Annotated in this window: 18 protein-coding genes; 11 read left to right on the top strand and 7 right to left on the bottom strand. The window is 45.3% G+C overall.

Annotated elements, in window-relative coordinates:
* The first annotated feature begins 170 nt into the window (after positions 1-170).
* A complete protein-coding gene (locus BGK61_RS00260; protein ID WP_076012246.1) occupies positions 171-1811 on the top strand; it encodes an acetolactate synthase large subunit in 1641 nt (546 codons plus the stop codon).
* A gap of 31 nt (positions 1812-1842) precedes the next feature.
* Positions 1843-3276, top strand: coding sequence for an aldehyde dehydrogenase family protein (locus BGK61_RS00255; protein WP_076012245.1), 1434 nt, complete (start codon positions 1843-1845; stop codon positions 3274-3276).
* A gap of 81 nt (positions 3277-3357) precedes the next feature.
* Here the strand turns inward: BGK61_RS00255 and BGK61_RS00250 are convergent, their stop codons facing one another.
* Positions 3358-3717: a DUF2237 family protein gene (locus BGK61_RS00250; protein ID WP_014951082.1), complete on the bottom strand. Its 360-nt coding sequence runs from the start codon at positions 3715-3717 to the stop codon at positions 3358-3360.
* Positions 3718-3882: 165 nt separating this feature from the next.
* Here BGK61_RS00250 and ubiG point away from each other — a divergent pair, with 165 nt between their 5' ends.
* The 6 genes from ubiG to BGK61_RS00220 all read left to right on the top strand — a co-directional run bounded on the left by ubiG (position 3883) and on the right by BGK61_RS00220 (position 10370).
* Positions 3883-4635 carry a bifunctional 2-polyprenyl-6-hydroxyphenol methylase/3-demethylubiquinol 3-O-methyltransferase UbiG gene (gene ubiG, locus BGK61_RS00245; RefSeq protein WP_076012244.1) on the top strand — a complete coding sequence of 251 codons (753 nt, stop codon included), beginning with the start codon at positions 3883-3885 and terminating at the stop codon, positions 4633-4635.
* A 249-nt stretch (positions 4636-4884) separates the two neighbouring features.
* Positions 4885-5859: an esterase/lipase family protein gene (locus BGK61_RS00240; protein WP_076012243.1), complete on the top strand. Its 975-nt coding sequence runs from the start codon at positions 4885-4887 to the stop codon at positions 5857-5859.
* Positions 5859-6857 carry a lipase secretion chaperone gene (locus BGK61_RS00235; protein ID WP_076012242.1) on the top strand — a complete coding sequence of 333 codons (999 nt, stop codon included), beginning with the start codon at positions 5859-5861 and terminating at the stop codon, positions 6855-6857. The genes BGK61_RS00240 and BGK61_RS00235 overlap by 1 nt, the downstream gene beginning before the upstream one ends.
* A gap of 167 nt (positions 6858-7024) precedes the next feature.
* A complete protein-coding gene (locus BGK61_RS00230; RefSeq protein ID WP_076012241.1) occupies positions 7025-7633 on the top strand; it encodes a glutathione S-transferase family protein in 609 nt (202 codons plus the stop codon).
* Entirely contained in the window at positions 7633-8292 is a 660-nt protein-coding gene (locus tag BGK61_RS00225; protein WP_076012240.1) for a glutathione S-transferase family protein, read from the top strand. The genes BGK61_RS00230 and BGK61_RS00225 overlap by 1 nt, the downstream gene beginning before the upstream one ends.
* A gap of 98 nt (positions 8293-8390) precedes the next feature.
* Complete coding sequence (locus tag BGK61_RS00220; protein ID WP_234349503.1) at positions 8391-10370, top strand: alpha/beta hydrolase family protein; 1980 nt, start codon at positions 8391-8393, stop codon at positions 10368-10370.
* 183 nt (positions 10371-10553) lie between these two features.
* Here the strand turns inward: BGK61_RS00220 and BGK61_RS00215 are convergent, their stop codons facing one another.
* Entirely contained in the window at positions 10554-11726 is a 1173-nt protein-coding gene (locus BGK61_RS00215) for an ROK family transcriptional regulator (protein ID WP_014999840.1), read from the bottom strand.
* Positions 11727-12004: 278 nt separating this feature from the next.
* On the opposite strand from BGK61_RS00215, the gene BGK61_RS00210 reads away from it, so the two are divergent.
* Positions 12005-12973 carry a carbohydrate kinase family protein gene (locus tag BGK61_RS00210; protein ID WP_076012239.1) on the top strand — a complete coding sequence of 323 codons (969 nt, stop codon included), beginning with the start codon at positions 12005-12007 and terminating at the stop codon, positions 12971-12973.
* Positions 12974-13096: 123 nt separating this feature from the next.
* Here BGK61_RS00210 and efpL read toward each other — a convergent pair whose 3' ends face one another.
* From efpL to BGK61_RS00195, 3 genes are all read right to left on the bottom strand, one after another.
* Positions 13097-13672: an elongation factor P-like protein EfpL gene (efpL, locus tag BGK61_RS00205; protein WP_014951071.1), complete on the bottom strand. Its 576-nt coding sequence runs from the start codon at positions 13670-13672 to the stop codon at positions 13097-13099.
* A gap of 102 nt (positions 13673-13774) precedes the next feature.
* Complete coding sequence (locus tag BGK61_RS00200; RefSeq protein WP_076012238.1) at positions 13775-15445, bottom strand: cisplatin damage response ATP-dependent DNA ligase; 1671 nt, start codon at positions 15443-15445, stop codon at positions 13775-13777.
* Complete coding sequence (locus tag BGK61_RS00195; protein ID WP_076025983.1) at positions 15445-16461, bottom strand: ligase-associated DNA damage response exonuclease; 1017 nt, start codon at positions 16459-16461, stop codon at positions 15445-15447. The genes BGK61_RS00200 and BGK61_RS00195 overlap by 1 nt, the downstream gene beginning before the upstream one ends.
* Positions 16462-16699: 238 nt before the next feature.
* Here BGK61_RS00195 and BGK61_RS00190 point away from each other — a divergent pair, with 238 nt between their 5' ends.
* Positions 16700-17515, top strand: coding sequence for a putative porin (locus BGK61_RS00190; RefSeq protein WP_076012910.1), 816 nt, complete (start codon positions 16700-16702; stop codon positions 17513-17515).
* A gap of 113 nt (positions 17516-17628) precedes the next feature.
* Here BGK61_RS00190 and BGK61_RS00185 read toward each other — a convergent pair whose 3' ends face one another.
* Both BGK61_RS00185 and BGK61_RS00180 read right to left on the bottom strand, forming a co-directional pair.
* Complete coding sequence (locus tag BGK61_RS00185) at positions 17629-18567, bottom strand: type 2 periplasmic-binding domain-containing protein (RefSeq protein WP_014999835.1); 939 nt, start codon at positions 18565-18567, stop codon at positions 17629-17631.
* A gap of 140 nt (positions 18568-18707) precedes the next feature.
* Entirely contained in the window at positions 18708-19886 is a 1179-nt protein-coding gene (locus tag BGK61_RS00180; RefSeq protein ID WP_014999834.1) for a DUF418 domain-containing protein, read from the bottom strand.
* Between the two features lie 196 nt (positions 19887-20082).
* On the opposite strand from BGK61_RS00180, the gene BGK61_RS00175 reads away from it, so the two are divergent.
* On the top strand, positions 20083-22635 hold the full coding sequence (locus BGK61_RS00175; protein WP_076025982.1) for a ligase-associated DNA damage response DEXH box helicase: 2553 nt from the start codon (positions 20083-20085) through the stop codon (positions 22633-22635).
* The last annotated feature ends 111 nt before the right edge of the window (positions 22636-22746 follow it).

Below are 22746 nucleotides of genomic sequence, written 5' to 3'. Positions count from 1 at the left end.
ATAATTATCAGTGATTAGACTTCTTTTATCTCTGCTATACACTAATTTTTAACATGCCCGCTTACCACGGGCATTTTATTACACACAGTAAACCCATTCGCAGCATTGTTTCGTAGCACATTTAGTAAGTACTTTTATTTTCTGCTCAATTTACAAGGAGCGTGCAGCACATGAAAGCGTCCGACTTATTTGTTAAAGCATTAGAAGCAGAAGGTGTGGAGTACGTCTTTGGTATCCCAGGCGAAGAAAATCTCGACTTATTAGAGTCGTTACGTGAATCCTCTATTAAATTGGTGCTGACTCGCCATGAGCAAGGCGCCGGTTTCATGGCCGCTACCTATGGCAGGCTTACCGGAAAGGTGGGGGTGTGCTTATCTACACTTGGGCCAGGCGCCACTAATCTGGTAACCCCCGCGGCTTATGCCCAACTTGGCGCAATGCCCATGTTGATGATCACGGGACAAAAGCCGATTAAAACCAGCAAGCAAGGTCGTTTTCAGGTTATCGATATTGTTGACATGATGCGGCCCATCACGAAATTCACCAGCCAAATTGTGAGTGGCGATAGAATTCCTTCTACTGTTCGAGAGGCCTTTCGGTTAGCCCATGAAGAGCGCCCTGGCGCTGTACACATTGAATTGCCCGAAGACATTGCAGCAGAACAAACCAGTGCCCAGATACTGACGCCGAGCATGGCTCGTCGACCTATCGCCGAATACAAAGCGATTGCTGCTGCGATTACTATGATTGAAGAAGCCCAGTCGCCATTGTTATTGATTGGCGCCGGAGCAAACAGAAAGCTAACAGCGAAAATGCTCAGGGAGTTTGTTGATAAAACCTGCATTCCTTTTGTTACCACCCAAATGGGTAAAGGTGTACTAAACGAAAGTGACCCGCGCTTTGCAGGGAATACTGCCCTGTCTGACGGCGATTTTGTACACAGAGCGATAGAGCGTGCCGATCTTATTATCAACGTGGGCCATGATGTTGTGGAGAAGCCACCGTTCTTCATGCATCACAACAGCAAAAAAGTGATTCATGTCAACTTTGATTCGGCTGCCGTAGACCCGGTGTATTTCCCACAACTTGAAGTGGTTGGAGATATCGCAAACAGCATCTGGCAGATAAAAGAAGGGATTACCCCACAAGACAGTTGGAAACTCGATTTCTACAAAGATGTGCATCAAGCCTATGTAGATCACCGTGCTGAAGCGGAAGACGACAATCGATTCCCTATTTTACCTGAGCGGTTTGTGCGAGATATTCGCAAGGTTATGCCTGACAACGGTATCGTTACCCTAGATAACGGCATATACAAAATATGGTTTGCCCGAAATTACCCCGCATATCATCCGAACACCCTGCTTTTAGATAACGCACTGGCTTCAATGGGGGCCGGTTTGCCATCAGCTATAGCAGCCAAACTAGTGAAGCCTGACGTCCCTGTGGTAAGCGTCTGTGGCGATGGTGGCTTTATGATGAATAGCCAAGAAATTGAGACCGCTGTGAGGCTTAAGCTAGACCTTGTGGTGATCATCTTGCGCGACGATGCGTACGGAATGATTAAATGGAAGCAGGCAAACATGCAGTTTGATGAATTTGGTTTAGATTACGGCAACCCTAACTTTGTTAAGTATGCACAAAGTTATGGTGCACAAGGCTGGCGAGTGGACGATGCTGATGTGCTTATCCACTTGGTGGATAAGTGCTTGAACACAAAAGGCGTACATATTATCGATTGTCCGGTTGATTATAGTATGAACGATAAAACGCTAAATCATACAATTAAAGAGCTTAGCGCCAAGCTTTAAGCTAGCGCAATAGAAAGGTGAGGAGTTAAAAATGTTGAAGGAAAGCTATCCCTATTATTTAGCAAGCGAGCCACATTATGCCAATACCGATTTGGACGTGACTAACAAATACACTGGAGAGGTAGCAACCAAGGTGGCGATGGCCGATGCAGATACCATCGATAAAGCTATTGCTGCTGCAGAAGAAGCCCAGCCAGCGATGGCAGCCCTGGCACCTTTTGAAAGACAAGCTGTACTGGAACACTGTGTGAAGCGCTTTACCGAAAGAGCCGATGAGTTAGCTCAAGCACTGTGTATTGAAGCTGGAAAACCAATTAAAGATGCGAAGGGCGAAGTAAGCCGTCTCATCGATACCTTTAAAATAGCGGCAGAAGAATCAGTTCGTATTAACGGCGAAGTGGTGAATTTAGAAATTTCGGCGCGTGCTAAAGGCTATCAGGGTATGACCAAGAAAGTTCCGATAGGTCCGTGCTCTTTTATATCGCCGTTTAATTTCCCCCTTAACCTAGCTGCACACAAAGTGGCACCAGCCATCGCAGCGGGCTGTACCTTTGTACTTAAGCCTGCCTCGCGCACGCCTATTGGTGCGCTCATTATTGGCGAGGTCTTAGCTGAAACCGACTTACCCAAAGGCGCATTTTCTATTCTACCTTGTAGCCGAGACGGCGCTGATTTATTCACTACTGACGAAAGGTTAAAGCTACTTAGTTTCACAGGCTCGCCAGATGTGGGCTGGGCGCTTAAAGCAAAAGCAGGAAAGAAACCCGTGGTATTGGAGCTTGGCGGCAACGCCGCATGTGTGGTTGATGAAGATGCCGACATTGAAGACGCCATCGAACGGGTAATTGTTGGCGCTTATTATCAGTCAGGCCAAAGCTGCATTAGCGTTCAGCGCCTCTTAGTACATAGTAAAATATACGATGAATTTAAGTCGCGCTATGTGGAAAAAGTTAAAGCGTTAGTGTCTGGCGACCCGTCTAACGAAGACACCTTTATTGGTCCCATGATTTCAGAAGGTGAGGCAGAGCGCCTTCACGGCTGGATTAAGGAGGCAAAAGAAAAAGGCGCGACTATTCTATGTGGTGGAACGCGAGACGGTGCCATGCTTGAAGCTACGGTAATGGAAAATGTACCAAAGGATTGTGATGCTAGTGCCGAAGAAGCTTTTGGGCCGCTGTCTATTTTGGTGCCATTCGATGACTACGACGAAGCGCTTAAAGAAGTAAATAATAGCCGATACGGGCTTCAAGCTGGTGTGTTTACCCGCGATATTTACAAAGCGCACAAAGCATGGGATGTGCTTGACGTTGGTGGTGTGGTCATTGGTGATGTCCCAAGCTGGCGAGTGGACAACATGCCCTATGGTGGCGTGAAAGACTCAGGTCTAGGGCGCGAAGGTATTCGCTATGCGATTGAAGATATGTCTGAGACACGACTTATGGTAATTCGTACCCCTCAGCAATAGATTGAGCTTAATCGCTCAATCAAGCAATGTTCGCGCAATAGTGCGAATAAAAGCATTCGAGGGCGAGGCGGCAGGTTTAGATTAATCTGCCGCGTATTCTTCTAGCAGTGAAAGTGGAATAATGTCTAACGCCTTTTCATGTGTGGCTTCCAAGCGTACTTTCGGCGCAACACCTGCCTCATAGGCTTGTAGCCAGCGAGCGGCACACAAACACCATCTGTCGCCTGCTAACAATCCAGGAAATGTCATACTAGGCCACGGCGTGATGAGGTCGTTGCCCTGTCGTAGCGAAAACTGCAGAAATTCGTCAGTGACAACCGCGCATACGCTGTGATTACCTACGTCAGCATCGGGGACATAGCAGAACCCTTCTCGCGTAAATCCGGTATTTCCACAGCACAGCTGGAGTGGGCGTCCATAAACATTTTTTGCGTTCGCCAAAATCAGAACCCTCTTTTACAACGTATGTTTTAATAGATATGTCTAATTAAAATCGCCAGATGGCGAAGTTAGGGGTAATAGAACCTAATCTATCCACCTTATGACCCAGCTCGATAAGGGTCAACAATAAAGCTCTACGGTAACTACGTTTTAAGGTAAAAAATCGTGCTCGATAAAAGCAAAAAAACAGGCGACAGTAATTTCTCCGAACAAGAAACTGCGCGTTTCGATGCGCTAGCTGACTCTTGGTGGGACCCAAAAGGTAAATATAAAACTGCTCTGGATTTTAATCGAGCAAGGCTGAACGTTATAAAAGCACAAATAGAAAATCATTTCGGTAAAGGCAACTTGCCACCCGATTATTCTGCGTTATCAGTGATAGATATTGGTAGTGGCGGTGGGCTGATAAGTGAGCCGCTTGCGAAATTAGGTGCCCAGGTAACAGGCATAGATGCCAGTGCGGTGAGCGTGGAAGTGGCGAAGCGTCATGCTGAAAAAACGGGAGTGAAAGTAGACTATCAGCATAAACTTTCTAGCGAGGTGGTAGAAGAAGGTCGGCAATACGACGTGGTAATTAATGCCGAAGTTGTTGAGCATGTGCCTGATCAGCCGCAGCTTATACGCGAGTGCGCGAGTTTAGTTAAGCCGGGTGGCCTGCTGATTTTGGCAACGCTGAACCGGACACTGAAAAGCTATATCGTAGCTATTGTGGGGGCGGAATACGTAATGCGCTACCTACCAATAGGAACCCATGATTGGAAGAAATTCGTTAAGCCAGGCGAATTAACAAGCTGGGTTGGAAATGACTTCACTCTCAAGCATCAAGTTGGTATGAGGTTAAATCCACTCAAAGGACAGTGGCTAACCACTTCGAGTCTAGCTGTAAACTATATTCAAACATATTCTAGGAATAAATGAACGACTATAAGCGCTATTTATGCTCTGTATGCCTGGTACAAATGGTATGGGGAAATATACCCCAAAAATAAAGCTATCTAGTTGAATTAACAGGCTTATGCATTGTGAATCCGCCCAAAATTTCCGGGTGCAAAGCAAATGGGTTCATTAAAATCTTATCATAGAGGTTGATCTTTACATATTGTTTACATAATTATAACAAAGGTCTGACCACAGACCACATATAACCATAATTATGGGACACACACGATGACATTACATAACCACGTACGCTCTACCAAACGTTGGGTAGAAAAATGCGCAGCGATATTGGCGCTGTTTAGCATAACATTAGGCCTTTCTGGCCAAGCCTATGCTGACACCTACGCAAAAACTAAGCACCCTATTGTACTCGTACACGGGTTGTTCGGTTTTGAAGATATATTATTTGTCGATTATTTCTATAAGGTACCGCATAAACTCAGCCGAAATGGCGCTGAGGTTTATATTGCCGAAGTTTCACCGGCTAATTCTACCGAAGTGCGAGGCGAGCAACTTTTAGATTATATAGACGAAGTTCTTGCGTTATCTGGCGCCGAAAAAGTTAATCTCATTGGTCACAGCCATGGTGGTCCAACGGCACGTTACGCAGCAAGCGTTGCACCTGACAAAGTTGCATCAGTGAGTTCAGTGGCAGGCGTAAACTGGGGGAGCAAAGTGGCCGATCAGCTACGAGATGCATTCTCTGAAGGTTCGATAGGCGAAGGCGCAGCTGGAATTGTTGTCGATGCTTTTGCCAATATTATTGAAATAGCGTCTGGCTCAGACCCTCGAGATAAACCTACAAACTCCATTGCAGCACTTAATTCCCTTTCAACAGCGGGTTCTATTGCTTTCAATCAGAAGTACCCGGAAGGAATGCCCAGTGCTTATTGTCGAAACGACGGAAAAATGCTGGCTGAAAATGGCGTATATTATTTTTCGTGGAGTGGTGGTAAAACATATACCAATGCATTGGACGTGGTAGATCCATTCTTAGCTATTACTGGCACTGCGTTTGATGAAACCAATGATGGATTGGTATCAACCTGTAGCTCGCATTTAGGCAAGGTGCTAAAAGACAATTATAAAATGAACCACCTAGATGAAGTTAACCAAAGTTTTGGTATAACCCATTGGTTTGAAACTGACCCAGTTGACGTATTTGTTCAACAGGCCAATCGTCTCAAAGGGCTGGGGCTTTAGTGACGCAAGGTAAAAAAAGCCTTATTAACCCGGTATCAGGTGGGCTAATCGCTCTCTTGATACTGGGTGTTGTCCTTTATATCCTGTTTGCAGCTGAGCCTAAGTCATCTGAGGACGAGTTTTCCCATCAAGACGCCACGCATATCGCTGACTCAAATAGTCAGGAAAAAAAGTTAGATGAAAGCCACGTTGCTCAACAATCAAGGCTGTTAAACAATAACAAACAACAATCAGACGTTAGTAACAAAGCTCTTCAAGCCTTCGAGCTAAACTACACCACAAAAGACGCATTCGATCGATTTATATTTGCCCGTACCTCAGAAGTACCGCAAGCGGTTAAGTCTGCTTATGTATCCCATGCAAACACTGTATTCACGCCAGACACAGCAAATCAAGCCACTGACTTATTTTCCCGTTATGTCGATTACAAGGTGGCATTATCTTCAGTGGAATTAGAGGTAGACCTTTCAAACCATAGCTTGCGAGATGTGACTTATAAACTTGATGAGCGCGAGGAAATTAGAAGGGCCTATTTCAACGACAAAGAGTATCACTATCTCTTTAGTCAAGAGGCGCAGGTGGATGAAGCTGCATTGGCGCGCTTACGCGTTGCTCAGGAACACACGCTATCTAAAGACGAAAGAAAAGCTCTCATTGTAGAGTCAATTAAAGCGGGAAGCCCTGCCGAACGTGAGGTCTTCCAGCCAACGCTGGATATGCACCGTATAAACGAAATAAAAAACAACCACAGTACTATCAACGATCGATATAACGCAGTGGCGGCTGAGTTTGGCATTGAAGTCGCCGAACGCTTATCAAAGACGTGGGAAAAGCAAGCGCAGTGGCAAAGCAAAATTGCTGACTACGAGCAATACCGCAATGACTTGGCGCAACAGACATTAACGCCTGGCGAACGAGAAGAAATGCTTAAGAAATATCAAACTGCTCATTTTACCGATAATGAAATAAAGCGCTTGAAAGTACTCACGGCACAATAGCGAAAGACAATTCTTTTACCACAGTGGGCCTCGTTTTTAGAGGTATAACCATAAGCATGCTGAATAGTTCTACTCACACACAGAGTGATTTGAAAGCACGAAGCGCAATTACTAATCTTGGCTGATAAAGTCTTCAACAACTCACCATAAGGCCAGAGACACACATTATGAAAATATATGAAACGAAAACGGCTCCAAATCCACGTCGAGTACGCATGTTTTTGGCCGAGAAGGGGATTGATGTGGACTACGTCCAGGTCGACATCCAAAAGGGGGAAAACTTAAGCCCACAAATGCGGGCTAAGAATCCGCTGGGGAAGATACCGATCTTAGAGCTCGATGACGGCACGTGTATTGCCGAGACCGATGCCATCTGCACTTACTTTGAAGCGATACAGCCTGAGCCACCACTAATGGGAACAACGCCCATTGAAAAAGCGACCATATCAATGTGGCAGCGACAGGTAGAGTTTGCGTTCATGATGCAAGTAGGTATGTGTTTTCAACATACTACCGGATACTTTAAAGATCGTATGACACCCGTACCAGAGTTTGGCAAAGAAGCAGGCATCAATGCCGCTAAATATCTGAATATTCTGGAGCGTCGTCTTGGAGAAAAAGAATTTATTGCTGGTAACGCATTTTCCATTGCTGACATAACTGCCCTATGCGCGATGGATTTTGCTCGTGTAGTTAAAATTCGTATGACAGAAGAGCATGTGAATTTGGCGCGTTGGTATGAAGCAGTAAGTAACAGAGCGAGTGCAAAAGCCTAATGATTGACTTATATACCGCGGCCACTCCGAATGGTTGGAAAGCGTCGGTTGCGCTTGAAGAAATGGGACTTGAATACACTGCACATGCCGTGAATTTAATGAAAGGGGAGCAGAAAACCCCAGAGTTTTTAGCGATGAACCCGAATGGCCGTATCCCGGTTATCGTTGATAGAGAAGCCGACAATCATGTCGTTTTTGAATCAGGTGCCATTATGGTTTATCTCGCAGAAAAAACCGGCCTGTTCTTACCCAGCAATGCGAAGCGTAAAAGCCAAGTTATGCAGTGGGTTATGTTTCAAATGGGGGGTATAGGCCCGATGATGGGGCAAGCAAATGTGTTCCACCGCTACTTAGAGGAAAAAATTCCGGTGGCGATAGCGCGCTATCAGAACGAAGTGCGCCGCTTGTTTACTGTTCTTGATAGCAGGCTTGAAAATCGAGAATACTTGGTCGATGACTACAGTATTGCTGACATGGCGAACTGGTGTTGGGTGCGCACTTATGAGTGGTCTGGCGTAAGTATCGACGGTTTGGATAATCTCATTCGTTGGAAAAATAGTATTGAAGCAAGACCCGCAGCACGTCGTGGCGTTGAAGTGCCAAATAAAATTGATAGAGAAGCCCTTATTAAAGGCGCCAAAAATGTAGTCACAAAATAACCAGAGAAATTTTTTCTATTCTATGTTTGAAACAAAATCTTGTTGTCGTAATATCGAACAGTAGCTAGTAAAAAGTTAAAAAAATAATAAGGATGTATATGAAGGGATTTCTTTTCTCGCTATTAATGTTATTAACAAGCGCTAGTGCGCTTGCCTCGCAAGAGTTGCCTCTTGAATATTTTATCAAGCATGGTGATTACCTAGACTTGGCTTTGTCTCCAAACGGAAAACATATCGCAGCGCGAGTCCAACTAGACGGCAGGGTCTTCCTTGTTTTACTAAACAGTGAAGACATGTCTATCGTCGGAGGTATTAGGCCGCAGAACAACGACATTATCCATACGGTCAACTGGGTAAATGACGAGCGTATTGTGTTCGAATATGCAGAGAAGCAAACCTACCTAGACAGCCCAATTCCCACTGGCGAGTTATACGCCATGAATGTCGACGGCTCGCAACGTGAATTAATTTACGGGTACCGCGCTGGTGATCAGAAAACGGGAAGCCGCATTTCATCCAAGGATGACTCTAAGGCGAGTCAAGAAATCATAAGCTTTCTTGATAACGATGACGATAATATCTTAATCATTGAATACCCTTGGACAAAGGATGGAAAATTTTACTACGACCGCCGCGAGAAGCCAGCGCTAATCAGCCGCCTCAATGTATACTCGGGTAAAAAACGTAAACTAGAAGCGCTTCCTTATGGCTCGAGTAGCGCACTCGCCAATAAATTTGGTGACGTAAAGTTTATGACATGGAAAGACGAAAATAATGTTCAACACTCTGCTTATAGAAGTAGCAATGACGGCGAGTGGATCCCACTAGAGGAAGCATTTGAGCAAGCCAGTGGTCTTTTACCTTTAGGGCTAAGTGAAGACGGTGAGTCTGTCTACCTTTCTGGGCGCTTTGGTGATGACAGTATCTCTACACTGTACTCCTTGCACTTGAAATCAGGTGAATACGAGCGGGTATTTTCCGATCACGAAACTGATATCGAATATGTAGTTCTGGACCGCAATGACATGCCAGCAGTAGGTATAACCTACCCCGGCAAGTCTAACTATGTATATGCAAAGGCCGAATCTAAGGTCAGCAAAGTACACAAGATGCTAGCTGATGCATTTAAAGGTCAAACGGCAACTATCGCAAGTCATACACAGGACTGGAAAACACTTTTAGTTCGTGTATCCAGTGACGTAAACCCTGGCGAATACTATTTATTTGATAGCGAAACAATGAGCGCTCGCTTTATTTGGGCAAACAGTTCTTGGATAGATCCCAGATTACTCTTGAGCATGCAGCCTGTGGCAATTCCTACTGAAGACGGCGAAACAGTACACGGCTACATTACGCTTCCAACCGCTAAAAAGAACAATGAGAAGCCACCTTTGGTTGTTGTCATTCACGGTGGGCCACATCAGACAGGAACACGGGATTTTTGGCGTTACGATTCTGAAACGCAGCTATTGGCAAACCGAGGGTTTGCTGTTCTGCGCGTCAATTTCAGAGGGAGTGACGGATACGGCAGACGCTTTGAACGTTTAGGCTACCAAGAGTGGGGTGGTGCAATGATCAAAGACATCAACGATTCAGTGAAATGGGCCATTGATCAAGGCTATGTCGACGGAGAACGAGTCTGTGCTTACGGTGCAAGTTATGGTGGATATGCCGCGTTAATGGCGGCTGTGCGAGCGCCCAATTTGTATAAGTGCACGATTGGATACGTTGGAATATACGACTTGCAATATGTTTACTCAGAAAGTGACATTCCAACAAGTTGGGGAGGTAAAGCCTACCTACAAGAAGTGATAGGAACTGATAAAGCAAAATTGGCTGAGTTTTCTCCTATTACACATGCGGATAAAATTAAAGCGAAAGTCATGCTTATCCATGGTTCAAAAGACCGTCGTGTGCCAGAGATAAACGCCGAAGCGTTAGCGGAGAAGCTAGCAAAAGTGAACAACCCTCCCGTTTACCTACAATATTCGCAAGCAGGCCACGGTGTCTATGATGAGGGCGATAGACAGGAACTGTACCAAGGGATGTTGGACTTTCTAAGCACTAATCTAATGTAATTTTTGTTAGCGCGTCTACAAATCGATTAAGCCAGTTAAAGGAACTACTCGGTTTGTAGACAGGCTGAAAAAAGCACAACCAAAGCGTGACAGGTAAACGCTGTTGACAAGGGTAATAAAGACTTAACGATTCGACAGCCTGAGCAGAGGCGCTTTAGCCAAGCCTTTCTCTGAACCAATTGATTAGTAATAATTTGCCTGAAGGGCTAAATTTGCACTTCCAATGGACTGGGCTTTTCTGCCGACGGTCCCCTCACTGATTTGTACCTGAGCAATACCTCGCATATCCAAAGTCTGCATAGCGCATTGCGTATGATTAACTAATGCGCTTTTGACGTTATCAGGTATTGCGCCATCTATAATTACGCCATCTAGATCTAACAAGCTCATGGCGCATTGGGTAGCAAAAGCCAGTCCCTTGGCGGTCTCGTTTAACCAGTCTTCTACTAAGCGCTCATCACAAGACCAATGCGAAGGAGATTCATAAATATGCTGACCATTGTGCCCAGCATCGCTTAACTTTCGTTCCAGCAAATAAAGTGAAGATTGCGTTATAAGCTGGCTTTGCGTGCTGCCATTGTAAAAGGGTAAAGAGCCTATGGCACCTGCGTTACCGGTTTTTCCGTTGATTAACTGGTTATTAAGAACCAATCCCCCGCCTAAAAATGTGCCGACGAAGATATAAAGAAAACTGCCGTAGTTTTGGGAATTACCAAAAGACATTTCTGCGCTACATGCTGCTCCAGCATCGTTTTTAATGAAAACAGGCAAGGCTAACAAATCTTCTAGCGCAGATTGTGGATTAAACTCTCGCCATTCTTCCAATTCGTTTTTGGGTGCGCCGGCTTCTTCTGCCCAACTCCAAATTTCGAAGGGCATCGCCACCCCTAAACCTCTGATTAAGCCCTGTTGGTCTCCATCCAAATTTTTAATCAATACATTGAAAGCGCGCTTGGCAAAAGTAAGCAGATTACTCACAGTAGGGTAGGCGAACTTCTCGTGAAGTGTTGCTCGTACATTGCCTTTCAAGTCGAGTAATGTCATGTCGAAACTACGACGACCCACTTTAAGGCCGATACCAAAGGCGCCATTTTCATTTAAACCAAACGGAACCTTGGGCTGGCCCACACCGCCTTTAATTGGCTTTAGTCTTTTCACTAAACCATCAGCTTCAAGCTTTTTGATAATTACAGTGGCTGACTGTGCAGACAAACCCGTTAACTGTGCTATTTCAGCTTTCGGAAGCGAAGAACGTTGGCGAATGAGCGTGAGAATATCTCGTTCATTCGCTGAACGGCTGTCAAGCAAGGTTGGCGTTTTTTGGGATGGCAGGTGAAAAGCCGATTCTGTATTCAATGTATTTACAATCTATCGTTTTAAGAAGCTAGAGTGTAATAACAACCTAGCCGTGTATCAAATTTAAGAAATGGTGTAGGTACTTGTTCAGACATAACTTTATTCGACAGTACTACGTCAACCCTATCACACCCATTGATTTTTGCGCAAAAGGTTAAATCAATTAGGTTGATTTAATTGTTTCTATCGACAATACTATGCCCCAATTAATTAACGATTCGTTAACCTTGCGCAAGCTGCGCAGGTGAAAACTTAAAACTCTGTTGAGCGAGGCTGGTATGAAGATTTTATGTTTAGGTGAAGTGCTAATTGATATGTTAAGCCAAGGAGCAGCGCCCAGAGATGGCAACATACCAGCAATGAAACCTTTCCAACCCTACGCGGGTGGGGCACCAGCCAACGTTGCAGTGGCCGTCGCTCAGCTAGGCGGGAAAAGTGCAATGGTATCGAAGGTAGGTGACGATACCTTTGGGGCATTTTTAAAAGAAATGCTAGAGCACTACAAAGTAAACACCGACTTTGTGTGGACCACGCAAGAAGGTAATACGGCGCTGGCGTTTGTCAATCTAGATGAAAACGGAGAGCGCTCGTTCGACTTCTATGTAGACAATGCCGCGCATAAGCATATATCTGAACAAGATTTATCGACTATCGATTGCGACAAAAATACAGTACTTCACTTCTGCTCGGGTTCTATTTCAGGCCCTGAGCTTATTCCTGGTACCGAGTTTATTTTAAACAAGGCAAAGGAAAATGGCATGCTTGTATGTCTAGATATCAATTATCGCCCAGCGTTTTGGGATGACACAGCGAATGCGCCGACACGCATAGATGAAGCTGCAAAAAAGGTGTCTGTTTTAAAGGCTAGCCGTGAAGAACTCGCAGAGCTGTATGGTGAAGAAAATGCTGATACAAAGGTACAGCAGTGGTTAGATAGTGGCGTTAAAGTAGTGCTAGTTACCGATGGTGGTGAGCCTATTCACTACATTACTAAATCTTTCAGCGGCACGTTGGCATCACCTAAAATGGATGTGAAAGACACTACGGCAGCAGGCGACTCTTTCATTGGTGGCTTCTTATATTTCTTATCTACCAAAGTGAAAAGCGCTGATGAGTTCGACGCGTGGGCGGAAAACTTCGAGAACGTTAGCGAAGCGACTGAGTTTGCTATTCGTTGTGGGGCTTATACCGTAACGCAGTATGGTGCATTTAGCGCACTTCCAACACAGGCTGATATCGCTAAGTAAACGCCTTGCGAAATAGGATGTTCTTAAGATAAACAAAAGGGTTCAAATGAACCCTTTTTTCTTAGAAAATTGCGTAATCGGCACAGATGTCGATGGTTTATGTAATTAACGCTTTAACCCAGCTTAGTGCTTATCTGCTCTGCTTTGGAACTTACGCTCTTCAGTATTAACCTTAATCCATTCGCCAGTGCTGATGTATTCAGGCACCTGTACAACCAGTCCGGTTGAAAGTGTGGCTGGTTTTGTGCGAGAAGTGGCAGAGGCCCCTTTAATTGAAGGGTCTGTCTCAACAACTTCAAGCTCTACGCTCATTGGCAAATCTAATGCGACTGGCACTTCACTTACGATAACAACCTGAATACCGTCGGTGTCTTCGTTAATAAACAGTGCTTCATTCTCGATACTTTCTTTGTTCAAGTGATAAGGCGTGTAGTCTTCCTTATCCATGAAAATGTATTCGTCACCATCAACATAAGAAAACATTGCCGGACGACGAATTAAATCAGCCATATCTAATGTGTCTGAGTCTTTAAATGTTTCGTCGTACTTAGCACCTGTGACTACGTCATACATACGCATGCGATAAATACTGCCACCGGCGCGACCTTGCGGTACAGAACGTTCTATGTCTCTAACTATGCAGGTCTTACCGTCAAACACCACGGTGTTATTCTTTTTGATTTCACTAGCCTTAGGCATGGCGATTTCCTATTTTTATGTTCTTCAGGCAATCCGCCCGAGGTCATCTGTAAAACATTATTTTCAGCGATTTTATCTCACTTAGGAAGTATTTTTACGCACTTAACTTTCTATTAAAGCTTTAACGTTGGCTAGTGTGTCAGCCTCAGTTGCGGGCTTGTCCCAGCGAATACGGTGAATACGGGGAAAGCGCAATGCCACACCTGATTTATGTCTGGAGGATGGGTGTACAGCGTCGAAAGCCACTTCTAATACGAGCTCTTTCTTTACCTCTCGCACAGGGCCAAAGCGACCTACTGCATTTCGCCTTACCCAGTTGTCTAGCTTCTTAAGCTCTTCGTCGGTGAATCCAGAATACGCTTTTCCAATTGGCAAAAGCTGGTTGTCTTCCCATGCGCCGAATGTGTAATCGGAATAAAAGCTTGAGCGCTTGCCGTGCCCGCGCTGTGCGTACATCATTACCGCGTCAACCACCAGCGGGTCGCGCTTCCACTTGAACCATTGCCCTTTGGGACGACCGGGAATGTACTTACTTTCTAAGCGCTTTATCATCAGCCCTTCTACCGCACGATTTTTACAAACGTGGGCGTGTAGTTCACGAAGGCTTTCAGGAGAGGTTGCCGTAAGGGTTTCTGATAAAAATAAGCGCTCGCTCTTATTGTGGTTAAACCATTCGTTGAGAGCGTGGCGACGTTCCTTCAATGTTTTCTCAGTTAAATCTTCGCCATCTAACACTAGGGCATCGTAAACAATAAGCCCGACAGGTGCAGATGCTTGCAGTGCTTTGCTCGGCTTTTTCTTATTGAGGCGTTGCTGCAGTGCGTTAAAGGTGTCGACATCGGGTTGTGAAGTATCGGTGCTATAAGGCTCATCCTCAATGTTATGAATAACCAGCAGCTCACCGTCTAACACCATATTTCCGTCTACCGTCTCTAGTAGGTCGGGAAAAGAATGGCTAATGTCATCCCCTGTACGCGAGAAAAGCGCTTTATCTGGCTTATCGTCATCCGAAGACTGAGAGGTATTTTTTTTAGCGGCTTTATTACCTACAGATCTTTCTGATTTAACAGCAAGCTGTACTCGAATGCCGTCGTACTTATTTTCAATTTGCCACGTGTTTTCCTCGAAGGCATCAATATCGCTGTCCTCGATAGGGTGCGAAAGCATCACGGGGTGAAAGGTAACCGCATTTTCAATATTAGGTTTGTCAGCGTCGCCTTCTAACCAAGCAAGCATCTCTGAATAGGGTGGTGTAACCGCATGCCACAGCGTCTCAATTTCTTTGATATCTTTATTGCCATAATCGGCCAGTATTTGCTTAATAGAACGAGCTGACACGCCTATGCGCAACCCCCGCGTACCAAGCTTTAATAAAGCCCAGCGCTGCGCAGGTGTCATCATCGTTAAATAATTGGCTAGCGTCTTAGACACCTTTTGCTTGCTTACAGATGCAAAGGTTTCTACTACTTCAGTAAGACTGGGAAGTTTGTCTACAGGCTCACTGTAAGGCCATAAATGCGCCACGGTTTCGCTGACTTCGCCTACATAATCGTAGCTCATTGCAAAGAGAGCAGGGTCGGTGTGTTCGGTAATAAGTTTTTTTACTGTGTTGCGTTTAAAAAAATCAAAACGCAATGTCCCTGCCATAGCAGCAATGGCCCAGCCTCGGTCAGGATCAGGCGTGTTGGCAATGTAATCGGCAATGAGTTGCGCTTTGGCTTTAGTTCCCGCTGTATAGTAAAGCTGCTCAAGCAGGTTACTGAATTCCTCCATTAGTCGCCTCCTTGCTCTTCTTCATCATAGCCGACTAGCGATAACGCTCTGGCTTTGAACCCCATTCTTTCGGCTTGATACATTAACGCGTCTTCTCTACCGTGGGTCACCCATACTTCTTTTGGGTTTACTTCTTCAATGGTTTGCAACAATTCTGGCCAGTCGCAGTGATCGGAAATAATAAGCGGTAATTCGGCATTTCTTTGCTTAGCGCGGGCGCGGATCTGCATCCAGCCAGATGCCACTACAGGGCGCACATTGGGTAAGCTTCTCGACCACCTGTCTGCCAATGCTGAGGGGGGCGCAATTACAATCTCGCCTGTCAGCGTCTTCTTATCCTCAACCTTTGATACCGGAATTAATGGGCCTAAATGTATTCCTAATTGTTCATATAAATCACACAGTTTTAATTGGGCGCCATGTAAGTAAATGGGCTTTTCGTACCCCGCCTCACGTAGCGCTAGAATAACCCGTTGGCATTTGCCCAAGGCATAAGCACCGACAAGGTGACAGCGTTCGGGAAAGACCCGTAACGAGTGAAGGAGCTTTTCTATTTCGTGCTCTATTGGCGGGTGCTTAAATACAGGGAGGCCGAAGGTGGCCTCGGTAATTAAAACATCGCAAGGGACAACTTCAAACGGCGGGCAGGTAGGATCGTGGCGGCGTTTATAGTCGCCAGAAACCACAACGCGGTAGCCTGCATATTCAATAAGAATCTGGGTGGAGCCCAAAATATGCCCAGCGGGGAAAAAGGTTACCTTAACATCATTAAATGTTACTGACTCACCCAGCGTAACAGCGTGCTGTTGTGAGGCCATATCATCGCCATAGCGGGTTTTCATAATAGCTAGCGTCTCTGCGCTGGCATAGACACTGTGGTGGCCGGCGCGTGCATGGTCGGCGTGGCCGTGAGTAACAAGTGCGGTTGACACTTCATTCATAGGGTCAATATAAAACTGGCCTGGCTCGCAATACAGGCCAGTGTCGTCAGCTTTTAGCCACGTTGATGGATGCACTACGCATATTTTCCGCTAAATAAGTCATGCGGTTACTACGTAATTACAACCTAAAATCGACCACTTAGTATTTTGATAATTGGATAATTTTGAGCGCTGGTGAACGATTACATTTTCTACTTGTCACATCACATGTTATAAGGCCGTCGAATGTTGCAACCTATATTTCACCTAATTACATTCGACGCTCAACTAAAAAGACTTTTTTGGATTATCACTATTATAAGGATATTGCCTAATGATGCGTGTTAGCGCTTGTTTACTTGCTATCTCTTCTCTCCCCGTATTCGCACAATCTACAGATATACAGCACGAAATTGCTATAGGGTTTTCAGACGTACGTGATGGCGACGACGTTTTTATTGGCGCAGGTTATCGTTACTACCTCGATTCAGTAAGTATTGATGAGCAACCCTGGGCAATAAGTCCCTATCTCCAACGAACTAGTAATGTTTCTGTAGACTATTTTGGCGTTGATAAAGTCGACAATATCAACATAAAGGGCGAATGGTTTTATTCCGACACATTAGTAATAAGAGGCCGTTACGGCCGATTGACTCGAGATGGATCCAATTTTGAAGATACGCTTAATCGTTACGGAATAGAGTTATCGACGTTTGCTAATGGCAACTGGGAATATGGTGCTGGTATTGAATACTTTGACTTAACTGAAAAATACCGTGTATCCGTAGACCCTTATGAAAGGGGTGAAAGCTCTGAATCAGAATTTAGTTACAGTATATTTGCCCGATATACCAGTTTTGGAGACCGCGCCGGAAAATTCACGCCGGGCTGGGATACAAAGCTTAAAGGGACACAATTCGATGGCCAGTTTTCAATTGAGCTGGATTCAGACTATTACTTCCGCCCAGATTGGAGCGTAGGTGTGTCTTATATTCACGAAAGTAACGAGTTTTTAGGCTCAGATAATGTAATTGAATTAGGTACTAACTACTGGTTCAATCCTCATGCGTCTATTAAGTTTGGGTTAGGTTATGATACCGACGAAAGCCAATTGGGGTCGGCTACCTTACTAGGTACGTTCAGATTCTAATAGACCTTCTAAGTAAAAGAAGCCTGATATTTATCAGGCCTTTTTTGTGTTTCATCTATACAGTAAAGCAGACCTAAAGCTACAACTTGCTGGGTTTAAGCGGGGCTTTCTAGCTACTGAAGGAATATCGATAATGAATCTGCTGGTATTGCGTTTTGCGTCGATTTGGAAAGATGTGGATTGTCAAGTCTGAGTATTGTCCGCTCTGATAGCTTCAGCGATTTTTCAATACGATTAGTGTTAATGTATTCCTCAAATAGCGCGGCGAAGCTTCCATCTCGTCGAGCGATATTTAACCCCCGTTCTATGCGCTGCGCTAATTCAGGTTTTGATTGTGAAACGAAGAAGAATATGTAAGACGGGTAATACAATAAAACGGAAGGTTCTACAATAATGTCTGGATCCTTTAGCGCCTCGGCTTCTACAATCGCCTCATGGATAGCACGAGGGAAATAATCGATTCTTCCAGCCTTTAAAAGCTCAATGATAATGTCGTAGTTACTTGTTCCTAAGGTAGTAAAACCGTTATGCTCTAGGATCTGTAAATCAGGCCAGTCGTGACCTTGACCAGCAATAAAGTGCCTTAGGTCAGAGGCGCTACGAACATTTTTAAATTCACTAAGAGCACTTTGACGGATCAATGAGACGCGGTAGCCCATGATCCCGTTTAATAGAGGAACCCGTACCGGAATGGCTTGCTGTTCACGCATTTTTGATGTCACCGTCCAAAACACGTCAATTCCCCCTTCTTGATTTAGATGGCGCAGAACACGTTCTTGAACCAAATTGCCGCTACTCTCTACGAGAGAAGTTGGTTGAAAAGGGTCTTCCGTTTTGCTCAGTGCTAACCTAAGTAGTGCAGAGTAATAGGCATGAGATGCATAATCTAGCTCACTACTTTTGACTATCTTAACCTCGTGTTTGTTAGCGGGAGACTGTGCCGTTTTTGTACTTAGTAACTCACTACTAAAAGCGCGTTGAGAGAGAAGATGCCATATTATTATCGTTGCAACGATTGAAAATAGCGCTATACGAAGTAGTTTATTTACCATGCCTCTTTACCTCAACGGCTTATGAAGAAACCATTGGAGCCTGTAGACCTTTAATATAAGTGAAGGCTAGCAGACCTAGTTATTTAGGTTACATTTGCCGTTCAGTATAGAATAATTTTCAAAATGCAATCGACATCATTTTAGGTGAATTGCTCGACCTCATCATGTTCCAATTTTTGCTTTTTATAAAAACTGCGCAAATACATTTTTCGCCATAGTGCTTCAAATGGGCCTTGGCTAAAATGCTTAGTGATGACGTTTGCCAAAACCATCTGGATAACAGTGAAGGCAAGGGTAATAAGAAGCAGGTCAAGCAGCGTCACGTTATAGATGAATTCTGGAAAATAGGCGGGCATGACGATGCGAAAGAGCACTGCCAGCGCTATTGATTGCGTAAGATAGAGCGTGAAAGCAACTTTACCGCAGTTTATCAGCGACTGATACCACCATGCGGCAGTATGTTTTATGTTTATTAAGACATGTGCATAAACCAGGGCGCAAAAAATAGCTGAAATACTGGCAAACATGGGGACCACATCTAACGTGACCTGTTCGAACAAGAACTGTGGAAGTGCAGTGATGATGGACGTGGCGATAGCAACTACAACTAATTTCTTAAATGCCAATGATGAGAAGCCGTGGCTGAAAAAGCCTGCTCGATACAAGTAAGCACCAAACATCATAAGCCCCATAGACTGCCACAGCATAGTGAATGGCGCGATAATAACGGTAGACAGCATAAACGACGCTTGTATACCAAGTTGCGTTAAGTAGCCGCTTTGCCACAAGGCCGCTTCTTCGTTAAATGTTTCACTGGGGCGCGTTGGCAGTTCAGCCCCCATGTCGAACACAAACGCCATGGTGAGCCCACCAACTAACATAATTGCGCTTCCCACAATAAGGTAATGAATACTCTTCTTCTTAAGTTCGTCTTGAGAAAGCGTGAAGTGTTTTAAAATAAAGAATGCGCACAGGCTGTAATACAGCAAGATGTCGCCGCTGAAAACAAATACGCCATGCACTAGCCCGAATACGAACAGCCATTTAAGTCTAGCTTGTGAGAAATCTAGAAAATTACGGCCACGCTTTTCACAAACCTCATATTGAATCGCCAGCCCTGCACCAAACAGCAGGCAGAACAGAGAACGAAATCGCCCATCCAAAAACAGCGTGTTAAAAAGTGAAATAATGGTGTCTGATAACAGTGGCTGTTCAAAAAACGCATAGTTGCCGTAGCCGTTTTGGTGAAACGTGATGTTCATGAAAAGAATACCGAGGATGGCTAAGCCTCTAACGGCATCTATAGAATAAATTCGCATTTACATTCCTTGTAAGAGAAATTGTTTGAATCTGAATTGTAGGCCAGCGCAATGACTTAAGTCGAAGCGAAAAGTGTATCTAAACATTAAATGCATCGACATAAGAAATAGAGGAGGGCTTATGACTAGCAGGCTAGGAGTAAACTTAACCATGATTTTGTCGTATAAGTGCTAAAAGTATCAACAAGAACCGTCAATGAACCCACTTCCCTCAGTCTTTTCCCGTTGGTTTGAACAAAAAGGCTGGCAGTTACGCGATTATCAACACACCATGCTGGTGGAAAAAGACCAGCATAATTGCACGTTGTTGATTGCACCAACCGGCGCTGGCAAAACTCTGTCTGGCTTTTTACCTAGTCTAATCGAACTAGCAGAGATGTCGGAAGGAGATGAGCTCGCTGAGACGTCTGAGATTAGCGAACATGCTGAAACAAAGGAAAGAATCAAACAGGCAAAGAAAGTAAAAGAAAAGGGCGGATTTAACGGGCTGCATACTCTTTACATTTCGCCATTAAAGGCCCTTACGCAAGATATTCATCGTAATTTGTTACAGCCCATTGAAGAGATGGCGCTGCAGATAACGGCAGAAACACGTACTGGCGACACGCCTTCTCATAAGCGCCAGCGTCAACGTAAAAAGCCGCCAAACATACTACTTACCACACCTGAATCGCTCATGCTGATGTTGAGCTACGCCGATGCCGATAAGCTTTTTGGCAAGCTTAAACGCGTGATCATCGATGAAACGCACAGTTTAATGGCCAATAAGCGCGGCGACTTTCTTTCACTCGCCCTTGCGCGGTTAAGCGTTCTATCACCGCATTGTAAGCGTATTGGCTTATCAGCCACTGTGGCATTTCCCGAAACGCTGGGGGCGTGGCTGGCGGGCAGTGACGGTGTAGCTAATATTGTAAAAGTGAAAGCCGGTGAAAAACCTAAAGTCGAAATGCTGCATTCTAAAGCGCGCATGCCCTTTGGCGGCTTTATGGCTCGCTACGCCATCGATGATATTTATCAGGCTATCGAAAACGCCAAAACCACGCTGGTTTTTGTGAATACGCGAGCTCAGTCAGAGCTGTTGTTTCAAATGTTGTGGGAGGCAAACAAGGCTGCGCTTCCTATTGCCCTTTATCACGGCAGCTTGAGCAAAGAGCAGCGTCGTAAGACCGAAGCCATGATGGCAAGCGGCATGCTGCGGGCAATTGTATGTACGTCGGCCTTGGAGTTAGGTATTGACTGGGGGGACGTGGATAAGGTTATTCAAGTTGGCGCACCAAAAGGCGTGAGCCGATTACTGCAGCGCATAGGGCGGGCAAACCACAGGCTCGACGAGCCAAGTGAAGCGTTGCTCGTACCTGCAAACCGTTTTGAAGCGCTGGAATGCCAGGCGGCGATCATCGCTATTGAAAAAGGCGAGCTAGACGGAGAGAGCCCACAGCCAGGGGCGCTGGATATTGTCCCGCAATTTATACTGAACTGCTTGTGTAGTAGGGCTGATAGCCCAGATACATTGTATCAAGAGATACTTACCGCCACCCCATATCAGGGGTTGGATAGAGATGATTTCGATAAGCTGTGGCAGTTTACCCAAGACGGCGGCAGTGCGCTCAATGCATATGAAAGATATCAACGCCTGACACAAAACGACGATGGCACTTACTCGCCAGCGAATCGGCGGGTTATTCAACGGCACAGACAAAATATCGGCACCATCGTTGAAGCGGGTCGGCTTAAAGTAAAGCGTATTCGAAGAGGAAACCAAGGCAAGATTATTGGTGAAGTAGAAGAGTATTTTGCTCAGCAGCTAACGCCCGGAGACACCTTCTACTTTGCAGGAGAAGTATTGCGTTTTGAGGCTATTCGCGACATGCAACTACACGCTAAGCCTGCAAAAGCGAAAGAGCCGAAAATACCAAGCTACGCAGGTGGCCAAATGCCCCTTTCTACCTATCTAGCGGAAGGTGTAAGGGCAATTTTGGCTTCTCAGAAATCGTGGAGAGCACTGCCTGCACAGGTACAAGAGTGGCTTAGACTTCAACAGGCGTTTTCTCAATTGCCTAGCCCTGACAACGTGCTAGTGGAGCAATTTCCGTTTAGACAGGCGCACTATACCTTGTACTACACCTTCGACGGACGCAAAGCGAACCAAACCTTAGGTATGTTGCTAACTCGACGAATGGAAAAAATGGGCATTAAGCCTTTAAGCTTCAGCGTGACCGATTACGGATTATCGGTGGCTTCAGTAAACGCCATCACACAAGGGCAGCTCCAGCAGCTATTTCAACCGGATATTCTAGGGGACGAGCTAGAAGACTGGATGTTGCAGGCGCCTATGCTTAAGCGTTCGTTCAGGCAGGTGGCGGTGGTGAGTGGACTGACAGAACAGCGCTATCACGCCAGCCAAAAAACCATGAAGCAAGTCACATTCTCTACGGATCTCATTTACGATACGTTGCGTGAACACGACCGCGACCATATCTTACTTAAAGTAGCGCGGGCCGATGCTGAACGTGAGCTACTTGATTTAAGGCGACTTGCTAATTTACTTATTCGCTACGTGGATTCAGTGACACTGGTAAACCTTGAAAAACCGTCGCCCATGGCCATTCCTATAGTACTGGATGTGCGCAGTGAGCAAGTGAAAGGCGCTGGTGCGCAGGCTATCATCGAGCAAGCTAATTTATATGCAGAAGCTGAAACAATGTTAGATGAAGTTCGCGCATTGCTATCAGGGGCTAGCGTTGAATAACGTGAAGATAAACACGACCTTTAGGCTCCGCTTTCGTATCTTGGCGATGCACTTCACGCCTGATACCTTGCTCAACTGACTAGAGCGGTCAGAATGCGCAAGCTACGAAGC

It is taken from the genome of Alteromonas abrolhosensis, from assembly GCF_001953635.1.
Lineage (GTDB): Bacteria > Pseudomonadota > Gammaproteobacteria > Enterobacterales > Alteromonadaceae > Alteromonas > Alteromonas abrolhosensis.
Note: the sequence above shows the minus strand (reverse complement) of the source record. Positions and strands in the feature narration are given on the sequence as shown.

What these genes read in the sequence shown, in the direction of transcription:
- BGK61_RS00260 (WP_076012246.1), top strand. Translation starts at nt 171, where the DNA reads ATGAAAGCGTCCGACTTATTTGTTAAAGCATTAGAAGCAGAAGGTGTG.
- BGK61_RS00255 (WP_076012245.1), top strand. Translation starts at nt 1,843, where the DNA reads ATGTTGAAGGAAAGCTATCCCTATTATTTAGCAAGCGAGCCACATTAT.
- BGK61_RS00240 (WP_076012243.1), top strand. Translation starts at nt 4,885, where the DNA reads ATGACATTACATAACCACGTACGCTCTACCAAACGTTGGGTAGAAAAA.
- BGK61_RS00230 (WP_076012241.1), top strand. Translation starts at nt 7,025, where the DNA reads ATGAAAATATATGAAACGAAAACGGCTCCAAATCCACGTCGAGTACGC.
- BGK61_RS00225 (WP_076012240.1), top strand. Translation starts at nt 7,633, where the DNA reads ATGATTGACTTATATACCGCGGCCACTCCGAATGGTTGGAAAGCGTCG.
- BGK61_RS00220 (WP_234349503.1), top strand. Translation starts at nt 8,391, where the DNA reads ATGAAGGGATTTCTTTTCTCGCTATTAATGTTATTAACAAGCGCTAGT.
- BGK61_RS00210 (WP_076012239.1), top strand. Translation starts at nt 12,005, where the DNA reads ATGAAGATTTTATGTTTAGGTGAAGTGCTAATTGATATGTTAAGCCAA.
- efpL (WP_014951071.1), bottom strand. Translation starts at nt 13,672, where the DNA reads ATGCCTAAGGCTAGTGAAATCAAAAAGAATAACACCGTGGTGTTTGAC.
- BGK61_RS00200 (WP_076012238.1), bottom strand. Translation starts at nt 15,445, where the DNA reads ATGGAGGAATTCAGTAACCTGCTTGAGCAGCTTTACTATACAGCGGGA.
- BGK61_RS00190 (WP_076012910.1), top strand. Translation starts at nt 16,700, where the DNA reads ATGATGCGTGTTAGCGCTTGTTTACTTGCTATCTCTTCTCTCCCCGTA.
- BGK61_RS00185 (WP_014999835.1), bottom strand. Translation starts at nt 18,567, where the DNA reads ATGGTAAATAAACTACTTCGTATAGCGCTATTTTCAATCGTTGCAACG.
- BGK61_RS00180 (WP_014999834.1), bottom strand. Translation starts at nt 19,886, where the DNA reads ATGCGAATTTATTCTATAGATGCCGTTAGAGGCTTAGCCATCCTCGGT.
- BGK61_RS00175 (WP_076025982.1), top strand. Translation starts at nt 20,083, where the DNA reads ATGAACCCACTTCCCTCAGTCTTTTCCCGTTGGTTTGAACAAAAAGGC.